Raw genomic sequence first — 20,520 nt, 5'->3', positions numbered from 1 at the left:
CGGCTTGGCGAGACTCCTGTCACAGCCGCGCCCCGGCACCTAATCTGTGTGGCCATGGATTGGAACAGGCGCCATTGCGCGCGGCGGGGGCACGTCCTCTACGAGCCCGTCGAACCGGAGTACCGCGACCGGATCAAGGCCGAGACGGCGCTCGGGCCGGCTTGGCGCTGCCTGCGGTGCGGCGACTTCGTGCTTGAGACGCCGAAGGCGACCGGCCCGGCGACCGACGCCCCGGTGGTTCCGCGCGGCAAGGCGCTGCGTTCGCTGCTGATCATGCGGCTGCTCGCGGTCGAGCGGGTGTTCCGCTTCTTCCTGGTCGGCGCGGCGGCCTACGCGGTGTGGCGGTTCGAGAACTCGCAGGGCGCGCTGTCGCAGCTGTTCGAGAAGGACCTCACCCTGTTCAGGCCGCTGGCCACGCACTGGGGCTACGACCTGGATCATTCCTCGATCGTCGACACGATCCGCAAGTCCTTCAACTACAAACACTCCACTCTCACCGTCGTCGCGCTCCTGCTGGCCGCCTACGCGGTGATCGAACTGATCGAGGCGGTCGGCCTGTGGCTGGCCAAACGCTGGGGCGAGTACTTCGCCGTGGTGGCCACCGCCGCGTTCCTGCCGATCGAGATCCACGAGATCATCAGCAAGCAGTCCGCGTTCAAGATCGCCACCTTTGCCCTCAACGTGGTCGCCGTGCTGTACCTGTTGCTGTCGAAGCGGTTGTTCGGGCTGCGTGGCGGAAAGGCCGCAGCCGAACGGGAACTGCACAGCGAATCGCTGCTGGAGATCGAGAAGGCGGCGGGCGAGATGCCGGATCGGGCCGCCGAGGAGGCGCTGACTACCGCCGCACCTGCGGCCGTCGCCGACGTCGAAACGCAGACCGGCGAGATCAGCGAGGCTGGAGCGGACTCGCCGAGCCGAGAGCGCGCGGCGGTACATCCTTCCAGCGAATAAAATGTTCATAGTTCAACTACTGCAAGGTATCATGGAGACATGAGCCTGGAAGACACGCGTACCGCAGCGGGCGGCACGGCGGCCACGGTCGCCGAGCCGCGCTGGCTGTCCGACGCCGAGCAGCAGACCTGGCGCGCCTGGCTCGAAGTCATGCGGTTGCTTCCGGCGCAGCTCGAGGACCGGCTGCACGATCGGCACGACCTGAACCTGACCGACTATCAGGTGCTGGTGGAGCTCTCCGAGTCGGCGGAAGGCAAGCTGCGGATGACCGAGCTGGCCAACCGCACCTCGCTGTCGAAGAGCCGGCTCTCGCACCAGATCGGCCGCATGGAGAAGTCCGGGCTCGTCGAAAGGCAGGACTGCCCCTCGGACCGGCGCGGCGCGTTCGCGGTCATCACCGAGCAGGGCTGGGCGCTGATGCGCTCGGCCGCTCCCGGACACGTGGACGACGTGCGCGAGCTGTTCATAGACCTGATGTCTCCGGAGGAGATCGAGGTCGTCGGCCGCGCGATGGGCGTCATCGCCGGCAAGCTGCGCCAGTCACCGGGCCTCGGCTGCCCGAACGCGATGGCGGAAATGCAGGCCGCGGCCCGCGCTCGCGCCGCGTCCTAACGCTCAGGCGCAGCAACGATCAGGCGCGGCAAGAGCCAGGTGCAGCAGGAGTCAGGTGCAATAGCCGTCAGGCGAAGCGGGCCACTGAGATGACGCCCACCACGAGGCAGTAGATCGCGAACGGTGTCAGCGTCCTGGTCTCGAAGTACCGCACCAGGAAACGCACCGAGATGTACGAGGCCACGAACGCGATCAGCGACCCGGCGATGGCCGGGCCGATCACGGCCGAGTTCTCCGGCTTCGCAAGTTCCGGCAGCTTGTACAGGCCGGCCAGCAGGATCACCGGCGTGGCCAGCAGGAACGCGAAGCGCGCGGCGTCCTCGTGGTGCAGCCCCTTGAACAGGCCCGTCACGATCGTCGCGCCCGAACGGCTCAGCCCCGGGAACAGGCCGAGGATCTGCGCCGCGCCGATCTGCACCGCGGTACCGCGCGAGAGCCTGGCCAGCCGCACATCGCTGGCGATCTCCGGCGGCAGCTCGCGGCCGTGCCGGTCCAGTTCGCGCTGCGGCTCCAGCGTCGCGGTGCTCTGCTTGCGCCGGGTGCCGCCGTTCACCATCGCGGCCGCCGCCGCCCGGTCACCACGCCTGCCGCGGTCCGCCCTGCGCCCCGAGCCGCCCGCGTCCTCGGTCGCCGCGGCGCTCCCGCCGCGCAGCCGCTCGGCGCCGATGAGGATCAGCCCATTGATAGCGAGGAACACGCCTGCCCATACCGGCTTGCCCAGGTGCTGGCGCAGCAGCTTGTCCAGCACCAGACCGGCCAGGCCGACCGGGATGGTGCCGACGATCAGCAGCCAGGCCAGCTTCTCGTACGGAGTCTGGATCTGCCGGTTGCGGATGGAACTGACCAGTCCCTTGATCACCCGGACCCAGTCGCGCCAGAAGAACAGCAGCAGCGCGCAGGCCGTGGCCACGTGCAGCGCGACCACCAGCGCCAGGTAGGGCGACTTGTCCGCGGTCATGTCCAGCGTGCTCGCCCAGCTGCCACCGAGGAAGGCCGGGATCAGCACCGCGTGCCCGAGGCTGGAGACGGGAAAGAGCTCGGCCACACCCTGCACCAGGCCGATCACGATCGCTTCGAGATACGTCACGGTACCGGACAAGTCACAACCCCTGGAGATAGTCGGCCCTGAGTACCGGTCGGCAGCGGTGTAGAGCCGGTCCTCGGGCGCAGCGCGCGGCGAGTCAGGAAAACAATAGTCACTTCGTGAGGCCGTCTGGCGCGCGATACCAGGAATCCAGGGTCTCCGGCGGCACGCCCATCGCGGCGGCCACCTTCTCCCACGGCATCGGCTCAAGACCGCCGGCTGCCAGCCCCACCACCTCGCGCAGCATCGCGTCCACCACGCGCCGCGCCTTGACCAGCGACGCGAGCGCGTTCTGGTACGAGCTGCGGTCGACCTCGCGAATCGTCATCGGCAGCCAGCCGTTGATCATGCCGATGAACTGCCGGCGCAGGTCCTCGTCCAGCTCGCCGGGAATCGTGACGGAACCGTCGCAGCGCACCTCGGCCAGCACCAGGCCCTGCTCGTCGCGCAGAACCGCGCGCACCGCCTGGTAGCTCTGGTAGCGGTGCACGTTGGCGCCGATCCGGTCCGCACCCGAGATGTGGTCGGCGAAGTCGCGCAGCCGTGACGCGACCGAGGCGGCGTAGCCGCGGAAGGCGTCGCTGGCCATTGAGCCGCCTCCGTCGACCAGCGCCTGCGGCCGGTCCACGACCTCCACCCCGGCGGTCGTCCAGCGGCTGCTCCCGGTCTGCTGGTCCAGCACCACGACGTCGTAGTCGATCCGGTCCGGGCGGTAGAACCTGGTCATCGGTGACTTACCCCCAATCGGAAACCCGCTGCGGCCATGTGCCGTCCGCCACCAGCCGTGCGCCTCCGATGTAGTGGCTCGATTGGCTCCTTTTCTCGCAGGCTCAATCAAACGAAAGGTGAACTCCGGGTGGCCGAGGAGCAACCGTTCGCAGCGGAAATCAGAACACGTGCGCACCCGAACGTCGCAGAGACCTGACGGCTCTTCGCCTGATACTTCGACGAATCAGCGCTCGAAAACAGCCGATACCCGAATGCGGGTGCCGGCCGGGCCGAGGCCGCTTGGCGCGGGACCGTTGAGCACGAGCCGCAACGCGCCACCGCGTACCCGATCCGCGTAACCCTCAAGGCGCACCGTCTCATCAGGGCCGGCGTCTTCACCGAGGGCAGAGGCGATGAGTTCGGTCGCGTAGCGGCGATTCCCGAGCGCGGTGATCTCAGCCAAGGTAAGGCGCACCGAGTGCGTCTTGTCGGCGGCGACCGCGATCTCACCCACCGTCAGATGTACCGGATCGCCGACGATGAGCGCACCTGAAAGGATCGGAAGCGTTCGGACGTCGTTGCGCCGAAGCAGCATCGCCGGATTCCACCGGCGGCCGCGCGTTCGGGCCTCGACGGTGCCGCCGGCCGCGAGCGACCAGCGTCCGCGTAGAGAGCTGACCTGTCGTCCGGTGCGGACGCCAGGATTCGGCAGTTCCAGCGCGGTCATGACGCCCTCCACACAGCCGGTCTCAGCCCCGACACTTGGACAGGGGCCGCCGGGACCCGGAACGTTCCGAGGGTCCGGAGCGGGGGACGGTACCTCGTTGCCGATCACGCAGATCGGACCCGGCGATCCCGGTCAGCCCCGGCGGCTTCTCCTGTGCTCCTCACTGTTCCGCAGTTTCCTGTGGCCAGCCTAAAAACGAGGTAAGGGACCGGTGTGACTTGGCGGTGAGCGGCGGTCAGGTTTCGCACGAGCCGGGAGGCAGGGTCCGCCGGGCGAGGCCGAGCCGGGTGGCGAAGTGGCTCGGTCGGCGCCGCCGGTCAGGTTTCGGCGATGTGGTGAGCGAAGCGGTCGCGCGCTGCTGACCAGTGGTCATGGTCGAACTTGCCGGAGCCGAGCGCGTCGGCGGCCTCGTAGCCCATGACCATCGCGTGGTGCGTGTTGTCCGGCGTGAACAGGCCGTGCCGCCCGAACGTGGTCACGTTTCCGAGGTTCTCGACCCAGTCCTCAAGCACGGACAGATGTTCCCGATAGCCGCGCTGATAGACCGGGTAGACGTTGCGCAGCCGTTTGACCTGGAGCCACTCGAGGCTGAGCGGCGGCAGACCGGTGCGGTTTACGGCATCCCCGATCACGTCCGCCAAGTCCTCGTCCGAGGCGTTCCAGATCTCGTCCCCTATGTCGCAGGGCAGCTCGAAGCAGACCACCGAGCGGTCCTCTGGGTCCTCGGGATTGATCCGGTGGTTCGCCGGCTCGGAGATCCGGCTGACCGGAGTGTCGGAGGCCGGGATGTAATGCACGTCGTGCTTGGTCCAGCGGCCGCCCCGGTGCACCGCGTACACCAGCACGATCGCCCGGAAGCGCAGGTTGCCGCTGGCTTCGACGGCCTCATACGGCGCGCCCGGCGAGGTCATCCGGGCCAGCAGCGGCAGCGGGAGCGTGGAGAAGACATGCCGCGCACGCAGCCAGCCGCTCGACTCCCAATGATCGAGCCCTGACCAGCCACCACGCTCGGCCGCCGCCGCGTGGTGCTCGGAGCGGCCGAGCCGCACCGCGATGTCGCTCTCGCCAACGTCCAGCCGCTCGACCATCGCGCCAAGCCGCAGCCGCGCGCCCGCAGTTACCGCAGCGTCGGCGAGCGTCTCGCACAGCTGGCCGAAACCGCGGCGCGGGTAAAGGTACGCAAGCGATTCGCTGGACATCGCGGACCGCACCGACCGCACCAACGCCGCGAGCGCGGTCGGTGCACCGGCCTTGCGGCGCGCCTGGTCTGCGTCGATCTCGTCGCCCGACAGACCCCAGAGCTTGCGGGCGTAGGGCGCGTACACCTGTTCGTAGAGCGTCGGGCCGAAGCCCGCGCGCATGAGTTCGGCGTAGGTGTCCGGATTCTCAGGAGCCTTAGAGCGGCGCCACGGGGTCGAGATCGCCTCGAACGCGGCGCGGGCCATCGGCACGGCGGGCAGCGCCCGGGCCAGTTCGCGCGGCTTGAACGGATAAGCGATCCACTTTTCGCCCAGCAGCAGGCGACCGTCGCGGTACCGGGTCTGCAAGTCGCCGGCGAGCAGATAACGCAGGTCGGCGAGCACGTACGCCGGCATGTCCGGGTTGAGCCGGTGGCTGCCGTAATCCACTCGCACGCCGGCCACGTCGAACGAGGCGGCCATCCCGCCGACCGACTCGGCGCGGTCGAGCACTACGACGGACAGGCCACGACGGGCGGCTCGCCACGCGGCGGAGAGCCCGGCCGGTCCAGCGCCGAGGACGACGAGGTCAGTACTGCTATTCAATGTGGCCGCTACTCATCCGAAGTCTGCATCCATGGCGCACTTAGCCTAGTGCGCTGCGCCTCGCTGCGTCACACGTACACGAGCACTGTTCTCTAACGAGCGACCACGCAGTCACCGAGTGTAGCCTCAACGCGAGCTTGCTGAAGGGCGCTTCTCTCAACCCCGCTCGCTCAGCGACAGTTCGCTCAGCGACGGTCGAGTCGGGGAATGAGAACCTCGACGGTGATCAGCTTGAGCGCGGCGGCCGTCGGAATCGCGACCAGCGCCCCGATGATGCCCAGAAGGGAGCCGCCGGCCAGCACCGCGACGACGGTGACGATCGGCGGGACGTCCACGGCGTGCCGCATCACCTTCGGCAGCAGGACGTAGTCCTCGGTCAGCCGGAAACCGATGTAGAACAACAGTGTCGCGATGGCTACGGGCACTGACACGGTCAACGCGACCAGAGTGACGATCGCACCGCCGATGGTCGAGCCGATGACCGGGATCATGTCCATTAGCGCGACCAACAGGCCGAGCGCGGCCGGGTACTGAATGCCCCAGGCAGCAGTCCAGACATAGGTGGCGAGCCCTGCGATCGAGGCGTTGAGCGCCGAGCCGAGCATGTACCGGCCGACTTGGGTGAGGATCTCGTCGCCGAGGGCACGTACTCGGTCGCGGCGCGAGGCGGGGACAGTGCGGTACGCCACCGCGACGATGTTAGGCAGCCCGGCGAGGAAGTAGATCGTCAACGCGACCACGGCCAGCGTGGAGGTCAGCGTTGACAGCACGTATTTACCCGCACCGACGATGCCGGATACCGCGGTGGTGCCGACGCCTCGTGCGGAAAGCGCCGACTGCACCTTAGAGACGACGTGGTACTTCGCCTCCAGCCGCCCAAGGTAGGTCGAGCGGTCCTGGATCTGTTGCAGCACATGCGGAATGGCATGCACGAGCGCGGTGACTTCGGTGGCCACCGGCGGCACGATCACCGCGAGGAATCCGGCGACCAGCGCCATCACGCCGAGGGCCACTATCAGCACCGCGCCGGCCCGCCGCATCGGCACGCGCGTCTGCCGGGTGAGCATGGTGACGATGGGGTTGAGCGAGACGGCGAGGAACGCGGCGAGCAGCACGGTGGTGATCACGCCGCCGGCACGGGCAATCCCGCGAACTAGTAGGTAAGCGGAGAGCGCTCCGGCGGCGAGTCCGAAGGCGTAGGTGAAGTAGGAGCGCTGCGGTAGCGCGGCAGCGAGTGAGGTGGCTGATGCCGCCGGTACCGGGGACAGCGAGGCCGGCGCGGCAGCAGGTTCTGCTGGGGCAGCAACTTCCGGCGCGGCGCCAGACTCGGACTCGACAGCAGGTTCCGGCGCGACACCGGAAGTGCCGGCGGGAGCGGCCTCTCGGGCGTCGTCCGCACCCGCGCCGTCAGTCTGCCCGCCCGTGCCCATGGCCTAAAGGTACAGGCCGGTCGCCCCGCTGGAGTCGCCAAGCCGCTCGGCCGCGACCGCGTGGATGTCGCGCTCGCGCAGCAGCACGTACTCCACGCCGCGCACCTCAACCTCGGCGCGGTCGTCCGGGTCGTACAGCACTCGGTCGCCGATCTCGACTGTGCGCACATTCTGGCCGATCGCGACGACCTGCGCCCAGGCCAGCCGGTGCGACATCTGCGCGGTCGCCGGGATGAGGATCCCGCCGCTCGAGCGGCGCTCTCCCTCCGCGCCGTCAGACCGGACCAGGACCCGGTCGTGCAGCATCTTGATCGGCAGCTTGTCGAGGGACGCCGCGTTGTTAAGAGACGCGGTGTTCTTAAGAGACGGCGCGCCTTCAGCGGGCACGGCCGACTTCTCGTCGTCGGACTTGGATCGGGGACTCACGCCCCGACGTTAGCGCATCTCGCTCGTGCCTCGGCACTAAGAGCGGCCGCGTACCGTGTGCAGCGCGACCATTCCGCCGATCACAACACCGAAGCTGCCGAGTAACGCGGCAACCCGCTGCTTACGCAGTTCCCCGGTGCGTTCTGAGACGAACTGATACTTAACCCGCAGACCGCCGCGCCGCAGCAGGTCACGTGGGCTGAGCCGTTCGCTCAACTCGTCAAGCGTCGAGGACAGGTGGTCGCGAGTGCGACCCAGGTCGGCCTCGATCTCGGCAGGCGACCGGGTGTCCTTGACCTCGAGCTGCACCTCGCCGTCCCGATGTCCGTTCGTACCGCGCTCAAGCTGCGAGCCGGCCACCTCGCCGTGCGGCGTGACCACCAGGATCGGGTTGGCGGCCGCGGTGCCCTTGCTTCCTTCGTTCTTCGCCACGTCGATCACCCCCGGGTGGGTCCGACTGTCCTTGTTCTCAGCCATCGCTCCAACTCCCTCGCTCGTGCCGTCTCGGGACCGCCTACCCGCTTTTGCGGCTTTCCCTCGGCCCTACTGCCCGACGAAGGGTCACGCGTCAGCCACCTGGCGCAGTAACGGTCCGGCCGGGTCAAGAAGGGAGCCTGTGTCGGCCCCCTCTCGTAGGCTGGTGCCCGCATCTCAAGCCCGAGCGACCCGAACTACCGAGACCCAGCGCAACCGAGAGACAGGACGGCCAACGTGTCAGTGCGACTTGAACCCGGGACCGAGGCGCCGCAGTTCACTCTGCCGGACGCGGACGGCAAGCCGGTATCGCTGTCCGACTACGCGGGACGCAAGGTCATCGTGTACGTATACCCGGCCGCGATGACCCCGGGCTGCACCAAGCAGGCCTGCGACTTCCGCGACTCGCTCCAGTCGCTGGCGGCGTCGGGATACGCGGTGCTCGGCCTGTCCCCGGACAAGCCGGAGAAGCTGGCCAAGTTCCGGGAGCGCGACGGCCTGAACTTCCCGCTGCTGTCCGATCAGGACAAGAAGGTACTCGAGGCGTACGGCGCGTACGGCGAGAAGAAGCTGTACGGCAAGCTCGTCGTCGGCGTCATCCGCTCCACCTTCGTCATCGGCGAAGACGGGAAGATCGAGCTGGCGCAATACGCGGTGAAGGCGACCGGGCACGTCGCGAAGCTGCGCCGCGATCTGGGGCTGGACTGACGGATCACGGTTCTGACTGGCACGTTTCCGACTAAGGGCCCGCCGAGAAATAAATGGCGCGTCCACGCCTTGGTCATCACCGCTGAGCGCACCGGCGTCGAGGCCGAGTACGCCCGGTACGAGGCCTCAACCCCGGCACACTCAGCGGCGCGCCCAAGGCCCGACCGCGCAACATTTATTTCTCGGCGGGCCCTAACGCAGGGTTCTACACCCGGCCGCGCCGGAAATCCCTCGGAACCCGTATGCTCGCGGGTCAAGTGCGACGATTTCATCGCTGACGAGGGGGACCACCAGTGACCGCCCAGGTAAGCCTGCTTCCATCACACGTGACCCAGGGCCAAGGCCCCGGCGTCGCGTTCCGCATCGAGGGACAGATCGTCCCGGTGCTGCATTTGGCCATGAACGGTCAGGTGCCGGTCTACTTCGAGCACCACGTGGTGCTGTGGAAGCAGCCGCAGGTGGACATCCAGATCATGCCGCTCAAGGGCGCGTTCAAGCGGGTCATCGGCGGCATGCCGATCTTCATGACGCAGGCGGTCGGCTTCGGTGAGATCGCCTTCTCCCGCGACTCGGCCGGTCAGGTCTTCCCGCTCAACGTGCCGCACGGCAGCGCGATCCTGGTGCGTGAGCACCAGTTCCTGGCCGCGACCGCGAACCTCGCCTACAACTTCGAGCGGGTGCGCGGCATCGGCTCGATGCTGTTCGGCAGCCAGGGCTTCTGGCAGGACCGCTTCGAGGCGCACCAGGGCGACGGCCTGCTGTGGCTGCACGCGCACGGCAACGCCTTCGAGGTGGTGCTCCAGCCCGGCGAGGTCATCGATGTGGAGCCTGGCTCCTGGATCTACCGGGACATGAGCGTCCAGTACTCGCAGCAGGTCTTCGGCCTCAAGACCGGCATCCTCGGCGGTGGCGGAAACCTGGTATTCAACCGGTTCACCGGCCCCGGCCGGGTTGGCTTGCAGTCCGGCTACTTCCACCCGGGCGGGGCCGAGGTCGGCGCGGCCGCGGGCGCGGTGGCCGGCGGAGCGCGCGGCGGGCTCGGCGGAGCGGTCGCCGGCGGCATCATCGGCGGCTTGCTCGGCGGCAACGGCTGAGCTGACGGAGCGTCCGGCGCGAGGCGCGGAACGCGAAGGGCGGCCTGGACTCCTTTGTCCAGGCCGCCCTTGCTTGTGGGTGGGGTGGTGCCTTTGTGGTTCGGGTGGCGCTGTGGTTCGGGTGGAGCTGTGGTCCGGGCGGCTAGGTTCAGCCGCCCGCGCCGGTCAGTTGCCGTGTCCGTCGAAGCCGGGGATGGCGATCGTCCCGGTGTTGAGGAACGCGTTGTCCGCCTCGACGTTCGTGAACAGCAGCGGGAGCGGGATGGTGATGCCGCGCAGCACGGTCAGCAGACCCGGGTTCGCCGGAGTGAAGGTCTGATGAATCAGGCCGAGCACGTCCGCCGTGAACGAGGTGGACCACAGGTGCACGTTTTCCAGCGTCACCGTCTGGCCCTTGCCGCCGTCGACGTACTGGATCTTGCCGCCGCCCTGCTGTGAGTAGGTGATCATGCTCAGCAGCGTTACCTTGGCCGCGGTGAAGTCCAGCACCTGCTCCGGACCATCAACGGTCTGTATCGTCGTGACGCCGTTGTAGGTCAGGCTGTACATCGTCATCGACGGGGAGGACAGGTGCCACGGCAGATTGGCCGCCGTGTTGCCGTCCGAGGTAGCCGTGTTCGCCTTGATCTGCGACTGCGGGAGGCAGCTGCCGGTCGGGGACGGCGTAGCCTGAGCGCCTGCGCCGGTCGCCGCCTGCTTGACTGCGCCGCTGTGCGTGACTGTCTTCGTTCCGCCGGTGGATGAGCCGACCTTCGCCGCGCCCTGCCGCACGACGGACACCACCGAACTCGCGGCGCCGCCGACCGTGCCGCTGGACTTGTTGAAGGCCGCGCCCATCACCGGAGCCGCCCCGGCCTTCGGCAGCTGCTGCGAGCCGAAGATCCAGGTCCACACGCCGTTGAGCCAGCCCCAGAAGCCGCCGCTCGACGTCGTCGAGGCGCTGGGCGTCGGGGTGGGCGCGGCCGCGCTTCCGGCCGCCGCGCTGTTCGACGCGGACGCGGAAGCCGACGGCGAGGCCGAGGTGCCCGTGTTCTTCGTCGTGTTCGCCTTGGTCGAGCCGCTGGCGCTCGCGCTCGCCTGCGGAGTCGCCGTGGCGGACCGGGAGGCCGAGGCCGACGGGCTGGTGCTCGCCGGACTGTTGGTGCTGCAGACCGAGGTGGGGAACGGCAACGCCGAGGACGTGCCCGCCGCGTTGGCCGGCGCGGCCAGGGTCAGCGCTCCCGCGACCGCCGCGAGGGCGATCGGAGTGGCGACCGCGACCAGGGCGCGCCGGCTCGTACCGTCAGTCCTCCGGGTGCTGGTCGGCACCGGTCTCCTCCACTTCCGGAAGGTAACTCGTCGGGGCGTCCGCGCCCGCGCGGCTGCGGGCCTCGAACTCGGCGAGCTCGGCCTGCCCGGCCGGCGCGCCGTACGCCTCGCTCATCATCGGGTCCGCGGCGCCCTGGTAGGACCCCGCCTCGTACGCCGCGCCCTCGCCGGACTCGCCGTGCTGCGCTTGCTGCGGCTCCTCGTGGCGCAGCCGACGCCGCTGGCGCCGGCTCGGCGCCTCCCAGCCCGGCCGCGGGGTCCACGCCACCGCGAGGCCGCCGCCGATCAGCGCCAGCAGGGTGCCGATCATGAAGCCGCCGAGGTTGGTGGCCGGCAGCGCGATCAGGCCGAGCATGATCGAGGCGATCCCGGCGAACACCCGGTAGGCCGGGGCGAGCCAGACGGTCAGGCCGAACATCATCATCAGCGCGCCGATGAAGAAGGCGGAGACGCCGCCGACGCCCTCATGGATGATGTTGCCGATCGAGGAAAGCGGCGCAAGCCACAACTCGATGCCGGCCAAGACGATGAGCAGCCCGGCTGGGAACGGCCGCCCCTTTCGCCAGTGCCGGAAACCGTGCAGCGCGCGCAGCGGCATCGGTTGGCTCGGCTCATGGGGGCTCGGGCTGTCAAGGGTGTGCGTGGTCATCGATGCTGCTCCGTAAAGAAAGGCGGCGGGCACGGGGATTCGCGGCCCCGCACCCGCGCCTTGCGGTTGCGGACTGCTCAAAGGGACGGACTGCTCCGAACCTTAGTTGCTCCTAGAAGCAGGGGTTGTTGCCCATCGACATGCTCAGCGACATGTCGTGCAGCTGGAAGCTGCCCGCGTTGGTCGAGTAAGCGACCTGCTGCACGCCGGTGAGCGTCGCCTTCTCGGCCTGCTGGCCGAACAGGCCGGGGGTGCCCTTGGCGCCGGTCGCGCTGCCGCTCAGCGTCGAGGCGTCCTGGCCGATGTTGATGTTCGTGAAGTCGGCCTCACCGGCGTTCAGCTGCGACATGTCGATGGTCAGGTTGTCGGCGTGCACCGGGGTCTTGCCGCCACCCGCCTTGATGGTGAGTGTGACATCGCCGATGACCGGGATGCTGGTGACCACGGACTGGCACAGGTTGGTGATGTCCGCCGAGGCGAACGCGGACACGGCGGCCGGGAACTGCGAGCCGTCGGCGTGGTGGTCGACGGTGCCGTACTGCACGAATCCGCTGCCGGTGAGCGACGAGGCAGTCAGCTTGAACTGCTGGCCGGAGACAGCGAACGAGGCCGCGATGGCGCCGTTGGCCATCATGACCGAGAGTGCGCCCGCGGCGATGACGGTCGGCACCATCACTAGGCCGAGCCGTTTCCACGAGGTGCGCCCGAGAACCTGGGCGCCGGAGGTGTCCTTCACGTCCACTCCTGATGCGTTGCGCGGCCCGTGAGTTGGAGCCGCGGCGGAACCGAGGGACCGCGCGACCCGCGTTTCCACGGGATCGACGCGGCGGTTGGCGCTGCGAGCAGTGCGCCGGCGGGGGCGGGGACCGCACCTTTTCCGGCACTCACCCGGTGGGGAACCGCTCTGGTCCCGCCGTGGGGGAGGGACCGGTCGGACCGGGTAGGTGCGATCGTGCTCGACACGTGGACGTAATACAAGGGGTTCGTTACCGACCGGTAACCAAGCCGTGGTCGCGCATTCCGGAGCCTTTCCGCGAGCCGAGTCGTTTCGCGGGGGGTCGATTGGCGCGGCAACCCGCAATTCCAGGCATTTCGCGCACGTGCATGCTCGGGCGGTTACTTAGCGCGACCGGATTCGTCGAAGTGCTCGAAGGTAAATAGTTAGTAATGGACTGCCGGGGGTCACTCCTTCGAGTGACCCCACGACAGGTACCCGTGTGCTATGTGGGACGGCGCGTATCGGCAGGCTATGGCCAGCGCAGACGCTCGTATCGACGCGCGTACAGCTAATACCGCAAGCGGTCTAATAAGGCATCTAATACGGCAGTCCTACCGAGACGGTTCGAACGGCAGCGGTAGTTAGAACAGCAGCGTGGTCAGCCGGGCCCGGGCCGGGGCGACCCGCGGGTCCTGCGGGCCGAGCAGTTCGAAAAAGTCGAGCAGCAACCGGCGGGCCCGATCCCGCTCCTCGCCCGAGAAACCCTGAACCGCGGCGAGTAGCAACGCCAGCGCGGTATCCGCGTCCCCGCTCGCCAGCGCGGCGTCCGCCGCGGCGCACTGCGCGTCGATGTCCTTCGGGTTCTGCTTCGCCAGGGCGAGGGCCGCGGCCGGGTCGGCGTTCCGGGTCCGGCGCATCAGCTCCACCTGCGCGAGCGCCGGCTTGGCCTCGGGGTGGTTCGGGTTCTGGCTCAGCACGTTCTGCAGCGCGCGGGCCGCGCCGTCTAGATCGTCGGCGGCGAGCGCGTCGTACGCGGCGGCCAAGGCCGGGTCCATCGGCGGCTCGGCCGGGCGGGCGGCCGCGTCCTCGGTGCCGGCACCGGCACCGGTGAGACCGAATTCCCGCTGCGCCAGCGCCAGCAGTTCGGAGATCCACTGCCGCACCTGTGCCTCGGGCTGCGCTCCGGCGAACTCGCCGATCAGTTCCCCGGCCACGATGGCCTTCACCGACGGAATGCTCTGGACCCGCAGCGCCTGCACGAGACGCGGGTTGCCCTCAGCATCGACGCGCGCGAGAACGAAGCCCCCGGAGAACTCCGCGGCCAGTTGCTCGAGAATGCCGAGCAACTGCTTGCTCTGCTCAGACCAGTCCGCGCCCAAGTGCAGCACGACAGGTACCTGGAGCGAGCGCTCTAGCACCGAGGACTGGAAGTCGGCCTCGGTCGCGTCCACCACGAAGGCAGAAGTCTGTGAAGCGGCGTCCGGTGAGACCGGGCCCTGGCCGGCACCCTGATTCGGGTCCTGCGCCGCGGCCGGACGCGCCTGCGGCGCCGGCGGCTGCTTGAGCGCGGACAGGTCCACCACACCCGACATCGAGAACGAAGGTCGCATGTGCTCCATTCTCACATCCCGCGCGGCTCGGATGGAGCGCTCGGTGCCCAGTCGATCGGGCCGAAGCGCGCCCTAGAGGACCTCTTGAGAACTGGCTGCGGCGGCGAAACCACCCGCCCGGTCCCCACCGGACGCGCCCTCGGTTCTGCCGCCGCCCTGCCTCGCTCGCGGTACCGGGGTGGACGAGTTCCGATACGAGTCGTAGCGTAGCGGAACCTGGCTGCGGACGGAAAGGCGGCGTGACGTGGCGTCGGTCACCCACAAGAACACAGACGCGTCTCATACGGCGCCTGCATCTAATACGGCTGCGTCCAATCCGCAGACCCCGCCGGCGACGAGCCGGACCTCTGGCCGTCCCCGCTCAGCCGATGCGGACGAGGCGATCCTGTCCGCCGCCCGCGAGCTGCTGGCCGAGCGCGGTTGGGACGGGATGACCCTCGGCGATGTAGCCGCCCGCGCAGGCGTCGCCAAGACCACGCTTTACCGCCGCTGGCCGGGGAAGGCCGAACTCGTCGTCGACGCGATGGCTCAGCTCTTCGACACGCTGCGGCCGGTGGATGCCGGTTCCGTGCGCGCGGACGCCGAGATAACCATCAGGGACTTGATAGCGCTGCTGGCCCGCCCCGAGACGCAGACCGCCTTCCTCGCCCTGGCCGCGCACGCCTCCCGCGATCCGGGCCTGCGCACCGCCGTCCGCGAGAAGATCATCGACCGGCAGCGACACCTCGTGCACGCGGGAGCCAGCCGCGCCGCGGCCCGCGGCGAGGGCCCGCAGATCACCGAGCCCGATCTGCTGTTCGATGTGATCGCCGGCACCATGGTTCATCGAATGCTGATCGCCGGCGAACCGGTGGACGACGCCTACCTCGAACGTTTTCTCGATCTGGTACTCCCCACCGCGGCCAAGAAGCCGGGTCAGGGCAACGGCTAATGCTGCGCGCAGATGACACTGCGCGATGGCGTCGTGCCGGTAAGTGTCCCTAGTATCCGGCACCGCGCACCACACGGTAGTGTCGCCCCGACCGCGAACCCGACCGGGGTGCGGTGTCGAGACGAACCGCAGTGCGTCGCAGCCGTCCGCCGCGAATGCCGCCTGTCCGTAATGCACGAACTGATCCGGAACGGCTCGAATACGCCCGGTCACCAACTGTAAGGGTTGAAAGCGGCGGCATGGCCGACTGGTCACGGTTGGGCAACAGGGACCGCCGCGCTCTTCCTTTCGATCTGAGGTTTGAGGCAGGGTCCATGGCTGGCGACGTCTACCACGGCGCCGCGAGCAGCACCGCACACGTCGCGGTGATCCGTGCCGGTGTGCGTGCCTTACCGGGTCGCGCCGAGAGCTCGGAAAGCCGCTCCGCTTGGGCCGCAAAGGTTTTTGAGGACGCGACTCGATGACGATCACCAGGGAGTCGGACGGGACTTTCATACCCGCCGCCGACGCCGCGCCGGCCAGCCCGGCGATCGAAGGGCGCTCCCTCGGCCGAATCGCGTGGAACCGACTGAAGCAGGACCGGATCGCGATGGCCGGCGGGGTCGTGGTCGTCCTGCTCATCCTGGCCGCGGTGCTCGCCGGGCCGCTCTCCTCGCTCAGCGGCAACGACCCGGACACGCTGCACAACAAGCTGATCGACCCGAACTATCAGATCCCTTACGGCGGGATGGGCGGCATCAGCGGCAGCCACTGGCTCGGCGTGGACCTGCCCAACGGCCGCGACATCTTTAGCCGCATCCTTTACGGCGCCAGGATCTCGCTCGGCATCGCCGGCGTCTCCACCCTGGTCGCCATCGCGATCGGCGTGCTGCTCGGCGTGACAGCCGGGTATTTCGGCGGCTGGATCGACGCGGTCATCAGCCGGGTCATGGACGTCTTCCTCGCCTTCCCGTTGCTGCTGTTCTCCATCGCGATCATCGGCGTGCTGCCGGACGACGCGTTCGGCCTGTCCGGCAACGGCCTGCGCTTCGGCGTCCTGGTCGTGGTGATCGGCTTCTTCTCCTGGCCGTACATCGGCCGCATCGTGCGCGGCCAGACCATCGCGCTGCGCGAGCGCGAGTTCGTCGCCGCCGCCCGCTCGCTCGGCGCCCGGCCGAGCCGGATCATCCTGCGCGAGCTGATGCCGAATCTGCTCGCCCCGATCCTGGTCTACGCCACCCTGCTGATCCCGGCGAACATCCTGTTCGAGGCCGGGCTCTCGTTCCTCGGCGTCGGGATAAAGGACCCGACGCCGTCCTGGGGCGCGATGATCAACTCCGCGATCAGCACCTTCCAGATCGACCCGGAGTACCTCATCGTGCCCGGCACCGCGATCTTCATCACCGTCCTGGCGTTCAACCTGCTCGGCGACGGGCTGCGCGACGCCTTCGACCCGAAGGGGTCGCGTTGAGTGCGGCCGCGCGCGACGAGGCGCGCATCACCGCCACCACCCACCCGGTCAACAGCCGGCACAGTAACTCGCACACTGAGGGGTTTCTCCGCACCATGCGAAAGTCCAAGCTCATCGCCGCGGCCGCGGGCGTGATAGCCGTCGCCACCGCCGCGTCGGCCTGTGGCAGCTCTTCCTCTGGCGGCGTGAACTCGTCGACGAGCAGCTTCAACGCCGGCATGACCACCATCGTGAACCCGTCATCGCACCAGGGCGGCGTGCTGCGCATGGCCCTGGTTTCCGACTGGGACTCGATGGACCTAGGGAACACCTACGACGCGTTCGCCTGGGACTTCGCCCGGCTCTACGGCCGCTCGCTGCTGAGCTGGAAGCAGGCACCCGGCTCCGCCGGCCTGCAACTGGTGCCCGACCTGGCCACCGACAACGGCGAGGTCTCCCCCGACGGTCTGACCTGGACCTTCCACCTGCGCGACGGCGCCACCTACCAGGACGGCAGCGCGATCACCGCGGCCGATGTGAAGTACGCGATCGAGCGCTCGAACTTCGGCCAGGACACGCTGCAGTTCGGTCCGAACTACTTCGCCAAGGTGCTGCAGGACAAGACCAGCTACCAGGGCCCGTACCTGGACAAGAACGCGGCGGACGGCGTCTCGGGCATCGAGGTCGACGGCACCGACACCATCAAGTTCCACCTGACCAAGAAGTTCTCCGACTTCCCTGAGCTGGCCGCGCTGCCCTCCACCGCCCCGGTCCCGCGGGCCAAGGACACCGGAGCGAACTACTTCAAGTCGATCGTCTCCTCCGGCCAGTACGAGATCTCCTCGTACCAGCCCGGCAAGGAGGCGGTGCTGGTGCCGAACCCGAACTTCAAGGCGGACACCGACCCCGAGGGCATCCACAAGGTCACCGCCGACAAGATCGACGTGCAGCTGAACGTCAACCAGGACCAGATCGACCAGGAACTGCTGCACGGTCAGCTCGACGTCGACCTCGACGGTACCGGCGTCGGCACCACGGCCCAGTCGCAGATCCTGGCCAACCCGACGCTCAAGGCCCAGGCCGATGACGGCTACACCAATGCGCTGACGTACATGACGATCAACACCCAGGTAAAGCCGTTCGATAACGTCGACTGCCGGCGCGCGATCGAGTACGCGGTGGACAAGACGACGGTGCAGTCCGCGCTCGGCGGCGCTCTCGGCGGCGGCGACATCGCCACCACCCTGCTCACCCCGGACATGGCCGGGTACGCGCAGTCCAACCGTTACCCGACTCCCGGCAACCAGGGCGACCCGCAGCAGGCCCAGCAGGAGCTGCAGACCTGCAAGGGGGCGGAGCCGAACCAGTTCAACAACAGCGGTTCGCTGACTGTGAAGCTCTCGGCCCGCGCTGACCGGCCCAAGGAGGTCAACGCCGCGATCGCCATCCAGGCCGCGCTCAAGCTCGCGAACATCAACGTGGAGATCGACAAGTACCCGTCGAACAAGTACTTCGGCTCCTTCGCGGGCAACGACTCCTTCGTCAAGTCGAACAAGATCGGCCTGTCGATGATGAAGTGGGGCGCGGACTGGCCGGACGTGTTCGGTGACCTGGACCAGGTCGTCACCCCGGACGGCATCCACCCCGGCAGCGGCTCGACCAACCTGGGTGACTACACCAGCCCGCAGGTGCAGAACCTGTTCGCCCAGTACCTGTCCACGACCGATGCCGCGGCCCGCAACAAGATCGGCGCCGCGATCGACCAGCAGGTGATGGATGACGCAGCGGTGGTGCCGCTGGCCTACAACAAGGCGCTGATCTACCACCCGGCGAACGTGACGAACTGGTTCGAGCAGCCCTCGTTCGGCGAGCCGGACTTCTCGGTGCTCGGCGTGTCAGGCAGCTGATCCGCGGCGCCGCTGAACCAAGGCACCGACCCGTCATCCGAAGGCAGGTGAACGGCGAACGGCGGCCCCGATCCCGGATCGGGGCCGCCGAGCCACCATCCCGATGCTGACCTACATCGTCCGGCGTCTGCTGGCCGCCGTCGGCCTGCTGCTCGTGATCAGCCTGATCACGTTCTGGATCTTCTTCGTGCTGCCCCAATGGGCCGGTCAGACCCCGCAGTCGATGGCCGCGGGGTACGTCGGCAGGCAGCAGAACCCGGCCGCGCTGCAAGCGGTGATCGACCACTTCGGCTTCGACAAGCCGCTGTTTGTGCAGTACTTCGACTACATCGTCGGCATCGTCGGTGGTCGAACGTACAGCGACGGCGTCTCGCTGATTCACTGCAACGCGCCTTGCTTCGGGTACTCCTTCAAGAATTTCGAGCAGGTCTGGCCGACGCTGCTCAGCCGCGCTCCGGTCACCCTCTCGATCGCGATCGGCGCGGGTGTGCTGTGGCTGGTGTTCGGTGTGTTGTCAGGGGTGATCTCTGCGGTGCGTAAGGGCAGCATCGCCGACCGGGCGTCGATGGGTATCGCGCTGGCCGGTGTGGCGCTGCCGGTGTACTTCGTCGGCCCGCTGCTTGAGGCGCTTACCGGTCAGTGGAGCACCAAGTACGTGCCCTTCCTCAGTAATCCGCTGCAATGGGCGCAACACCTGCTGATTCCCTGGATCGCGCTGGCATTCGGCTACGCGGCGCTGTACGCACGCATGACGCGCGCAGGCATGCTCGATGCGCTTAACGAGGACTTCGTGCGTACCGCGCGGGCGAAGGGCGTAAAGGAACGCAAGGTGCTCTACAAGCACGCGCTGCGTTCCGCGCTGACGCCGATCATCACCATCTTCGGCATGGACCTCGGCACGGTGCTCGGCGGCGCGGTGCTCCTGGAGGTGGCGTTCTCGCTTCCCGGCCTCGGTTTGCTGGCGGTGAACTCGATCCAGCAGGACGACTTCCCGGTGATCATGGGCGTGACGTTGATCGCCGCGTTCTTCATCGTGGTCGCCAACATCGTGGTGGACGTGCTGTACGCCTTCGTGGACCCGCGGGTGCGGCTGTCATGAGCGGGCGTCACGGCAAGAGTGCCCCCGCCGTCGAATCGGATCCGGGCGGAAGCGAGGGCTTTTCCCGTGGCCCGGGTCGCCGCCGCGCTCCCGAGCCCGAGCCTGCCCCCGCTTACGAGCCCGCTCGCGCTCACGAGCCCGCCCCCCTCGACGTCGATCCGTCGATCGAGTACGAACTGACCCGGTTCCCCGAGTTCGCCGGCCGTCGCGAGGACTGGGGCACGCAGCCGTTCCTCGACGTGCGGGACCTGCGGGTGCACTTCCCGACCGAGGACGGCGTCGTCAAGTCGGTGGACGGAATCAGCTTCCGGGTCGAACGCGGAAAGACGCTCGGCATCGTCGGCGAGTCGGGCTCCGGCAAGTCGGTCACCTCACTCTCGCTGCTCGGCCTGCACAAGCGGCCGGACAAGCGCGGCCGCGGCGGCGCGCGGATCTCGGGTGAGATCTGGCTGGACGGCGAGGACCTGATCAACGCGGCGCCGGAGCGGCTGGAGGAGTTGCGCGGCGACAAGCTCGCGATGATCTTCCAGGACCCGCTGTCCGCGATGCATCCCTATTACACGGTCGGGGAGCAGATCGCCGAGGCGTACCTGGCGCACAACCGCGCGTCCAAGGCGGTGGCTCGCAAGCGCACGATCGAGATGCTCGACCGGGTCGGTATTCCGCAGCCGACCTCGCGCGTGGACGACTATCCGCACCAGTTCTCCGGCGGTATGCGCCAGCGCGCGATGATCGCGATGTCGTTGATCTGCAATCCAGAGCTGCTGATCGCGGACGAGCCGACCACGGCGCTCGACGTGACGGTGCAGGCGCAGATCCTGGACCTGATGCGCGACCTGCAGCAGGAGTTCAACAGCGCTCTGATCATCAT

General features: G+C 68.3%; 20 protein-coding genes. 9 read left to right on the top strand and 11 right to left on the bottom strand.

Translation table 11 applies throughout. The features are described from left to right. The first annotated feature begins 54 nt into the window (after positions 1 to 54). Both VN779_RS13860 and VN779_RS13855 read left to right on the top strand, forming a co-directional pair. Positions 55 to 951 (top strand): DUF2127 domain-containing protein, encoded by an 897-nt coding sequence (locus VN779_RS13860; protein WP_325723223.1) that lies wholly within the window; start codon positions 55 to 57, stop codon positions 949 to 951. A gap of 39 nt (positions 952 to 990) precedes the next feature. Then, positions 991 to 1,563, top strand: a complete 573-nt coding sequence (locus VN779_RS13855) for a MarR family winged helix-turn-helix transcriptional regulator (RefSeq protein WP_325723221.1) — start codon at positions 991 to 993, stop codon at positions 1,561 to 1,563. A gap of 67 nt (positions 1,564 to 1,630) precedes the next feature. Here VN779_RS13855 and VN779_RS13850 read toward each other — a convergent pair whose 3' ends face one another. From VN779_RS13850 to VN779_RS13820, 7 genes are all read right to left on the bottom strand, one after another. Continuing rightward, positions 1,631 to 2,662, bottom strand: coding sequence for an undecaprenyl-diphosphate phosphatase (locus VN779_RS13850; protein WP_325723219.1), 1,032 nt, complete (start codon positions 2,660 to 2,662; stop codon positions 1,631 to 1,633). 97 nt (positions 2,663 to 2,759) lie between these two features. Next, entirely contained in the window at positions 2,760 to 3,374 is a 615-nt protein-coding gene (locus tag VN779_RS13845) for a hypothetical protein (protein WP_325723217.1), read from the bottom strand. 225 nt (positions 3,375 to 3,599) lie between these two features. Then, positions 3,600 to 4,082, bottom strand: a complete 483-nt coding sequence (locus tag VN779_RS13840) for a hypothetical protein (RefSeq protein WP_325723215.1) — start codon at positions 4,080 to 4,082, stop codon at positions 3,600 to 3,602. A gap of 317 nt (positions 4,083 to 4,399) precedes the next feature. Continuing rightward, positions 4,400 to 5,866, bottom strand: coding sequence for an FAD-dependent oxidoreductase (locus VN779_RS13835; RefSeq protein ID WP_325723213.1), 1,467 nt, complete (start codon positions 5,864 to 5,866; stop codon positions 4,400 to 4,402). 185 nt (positions 5,867 to 6,051) lie between these two features. Beyond that, the gene (locus tag VN779_RS13830; protein WP_325723211.1) at positions 6,052 to 7,296 is read right to left on the bottom strand and encodes an AI-2E family transporter; all 1,245 of its coding nucleotides are present in this window, start codon (positions 7,294 to 7,296) and stop codon (positions 6,052 to 6,054) included. A 3-nt stretch (positions 7,297 to 7,299) separates the two neighbouring features. After that, positions 7,300 to 7,602: a co-chaperone GroES gene (locus VN779_RS13825; protein ID WP_349260074.1), complete on the bottom strand. Its 303-nt coding sequence runs from the start codon at positions 7,600 to 7,602 to the stop codon at positions 7,300 to 7,302. Between the two features lie 156 nt (positions 7,603 to 7,758). Further along, positions 7,759 to 8,199 (bottom strand): DUF3618 domain-containing protein, encoded by a 441-nt coding sequence (locus VN779_RS13820; protein WP_325723207.1) that lies wholly within the window; start codon positions 8,197 to 8,199, stop codon positions 7,759 to 7,761. 234 nt (positions 8,200 to 8,433) lie between these two features. On the opposite strand from VN779_RS13820, the gene bcp reads away from it, so the two are divergent. Both bcp and VN779_RS13810 read left to right on the top strand, forming a co-directional pair. Next, positions 8,434 to 8,904 (top strand): thioredoxin-dependent thiol peroxidase, encoded by a 471-nt coding sequence (gene bcp / locus VN779_RS13815; protein WP_325723205.1) that lies wholly within the window; start codon positions 8,434 to 8,436, stop codon positions 8,902 to 8,904. A gap of 293 nt (positions 8,905 to 9,197) precedes the next feature. After that, on the top strand, positions 9,198 to 9,998 hold the full coding sequence (locus VN779_RS13810; RefSeq protein ID WP_325723203.1) for an AIM24 family protein: 801 nt from the start codon (positions 9,198 to 9,200) through the stop codon (positions 9,996 to 9,998). A gap of 165 nt (positions 9,999 to 10,163) precedes the next feature. Here VN779_RS13810 and VN779_RS13805 read toward each other — a convergent pair whose 3' ends face one another. From VN779_RS13805 to VN779_RS13790, 4 genes are all read right to left on the bottom strand, one after another. Next, positions 10,164 to 11,306: a hypothetical protein gene (locus VN779_RS13805; RefSeq protein WP_325723201.1), complete on the bottom strand. Its 1,143-nt coding sequence runs from the start codon at positions 11,304 to 11,306 to the stop codon at positions 10,164 to 10,166. Continuing rightward, entirely contained in the window at positions 11,281 to 11,955 is a 675-nt protein-coding gene (locus VN779_RS13800) for a DUF6114 domain-containing protein (RefSeq protein ID WP_325723199.1), read from the bottom strand. Before VN779_RS13800 ends, VN779_RS13805 begins: the two co-directional genes overlap by 26 nt. A gap of 112 nt (positions 11,956 to 12,067) precedes the next feature. Beyond that, a complete protein-coding gene (locus VN779_RS13795; protein WP_325723197.1) occupies positions 12,068 to 12,691 on the bottom strand; it encodes a DUF6230 family protein in 624 nt (207 codons plus the stop codon). 623 nt (positions 12,692 to 13,314) lie between these two features. Next, positions 13,315 to 14,283 (bottom strand): tetratricopeptide repeat protein, encoded by a 969-nt coding sequence (locus tag VN779_RS13790; RefSeq protein ID WP_325723195.1) that lies wholly within the window; start codon positions 14,281 to 14,283, stop codon positions 13,315 to 13,317. Positions 14,284 to 14,527: 244 nt separating this feature from the next. On the opposite strand from VN779_RS13790, the gene VN779_RS13785 reads away from it, so the two are divergent. The 5 genes from VN779_RS13785 to VN779_RS13765 all read left to right on the top strand — a co-directional run. Then, positions 14,528 to 15,214 (top strand): TetR/AcrR family transcriptional regulator, encoded by a 687-nt coding sequence (locus VN779_RS13785; RefSeq protein ID WP_325723193.1) that lies wholly within the window; start codon positions 14,528 to 14,530, stop codon positions 15,212 to 15,214. Positions 15,215 to 15,674: 460 nt separating this feature from the next. Beyond that, a complete protein-coding gene (locus VN779_RS13780; RefSeq protein ID WP_325723191.1) occupies positions 15,675 to 16,664 on the top strand; it encodes an ABC transporter permease in 990 nt (329 codons plus the stop codon). A 95-nt stretch (positions 16,665 to 16,759) separates the two neighbouring features. Then, a complete protein-coding gene (locus VN779_RS13775; RefSeq protein ID WP_325723189.1) occupies positions 16,760 to 18,550 on the top strand; it encodes an ABC transporter substrate-binding protein in 1,791 nt (596 codons plus the stop codon). A 103-nt stretch (positions 18,551 to 18,653) separates the two neighbouring features. After that, positions 18,654 to 19,649 (top strand): ABC transporter permease, encoded by a 996-nt coding sequence (locus tag VN779_RS13770; protein ID WP_325723187.1) that lies wholly within the window; start codon positions 18,654 to 18,656, stop codon positions 19,647 to 19,649. Beyond that, the coding region (locus VN779_RS13765) for an ABC transporter ATP-binding protein (protein ID WP_325723185.1) at positions 19,646 to 20,520 on the top strand (875 nt) is incomplete at its 3' end. The genes VN779_RS13770 and VN779_RS13765, both read left to right, overlap by 4 nt.

Source organism: Actinocrinis sp. (genome assembly GCF_035605935.1).
GTDB lineage: Bacteria > Actinomycetota > Actinomycetes > Streptomycetales > Catenulisporaceae > Actinocrinis.
The sequence above is the reverse complement of the archived record's forward strand: the minus strand, read 5'-3'. Positions and strand labels throughout refer to the sequence as shown.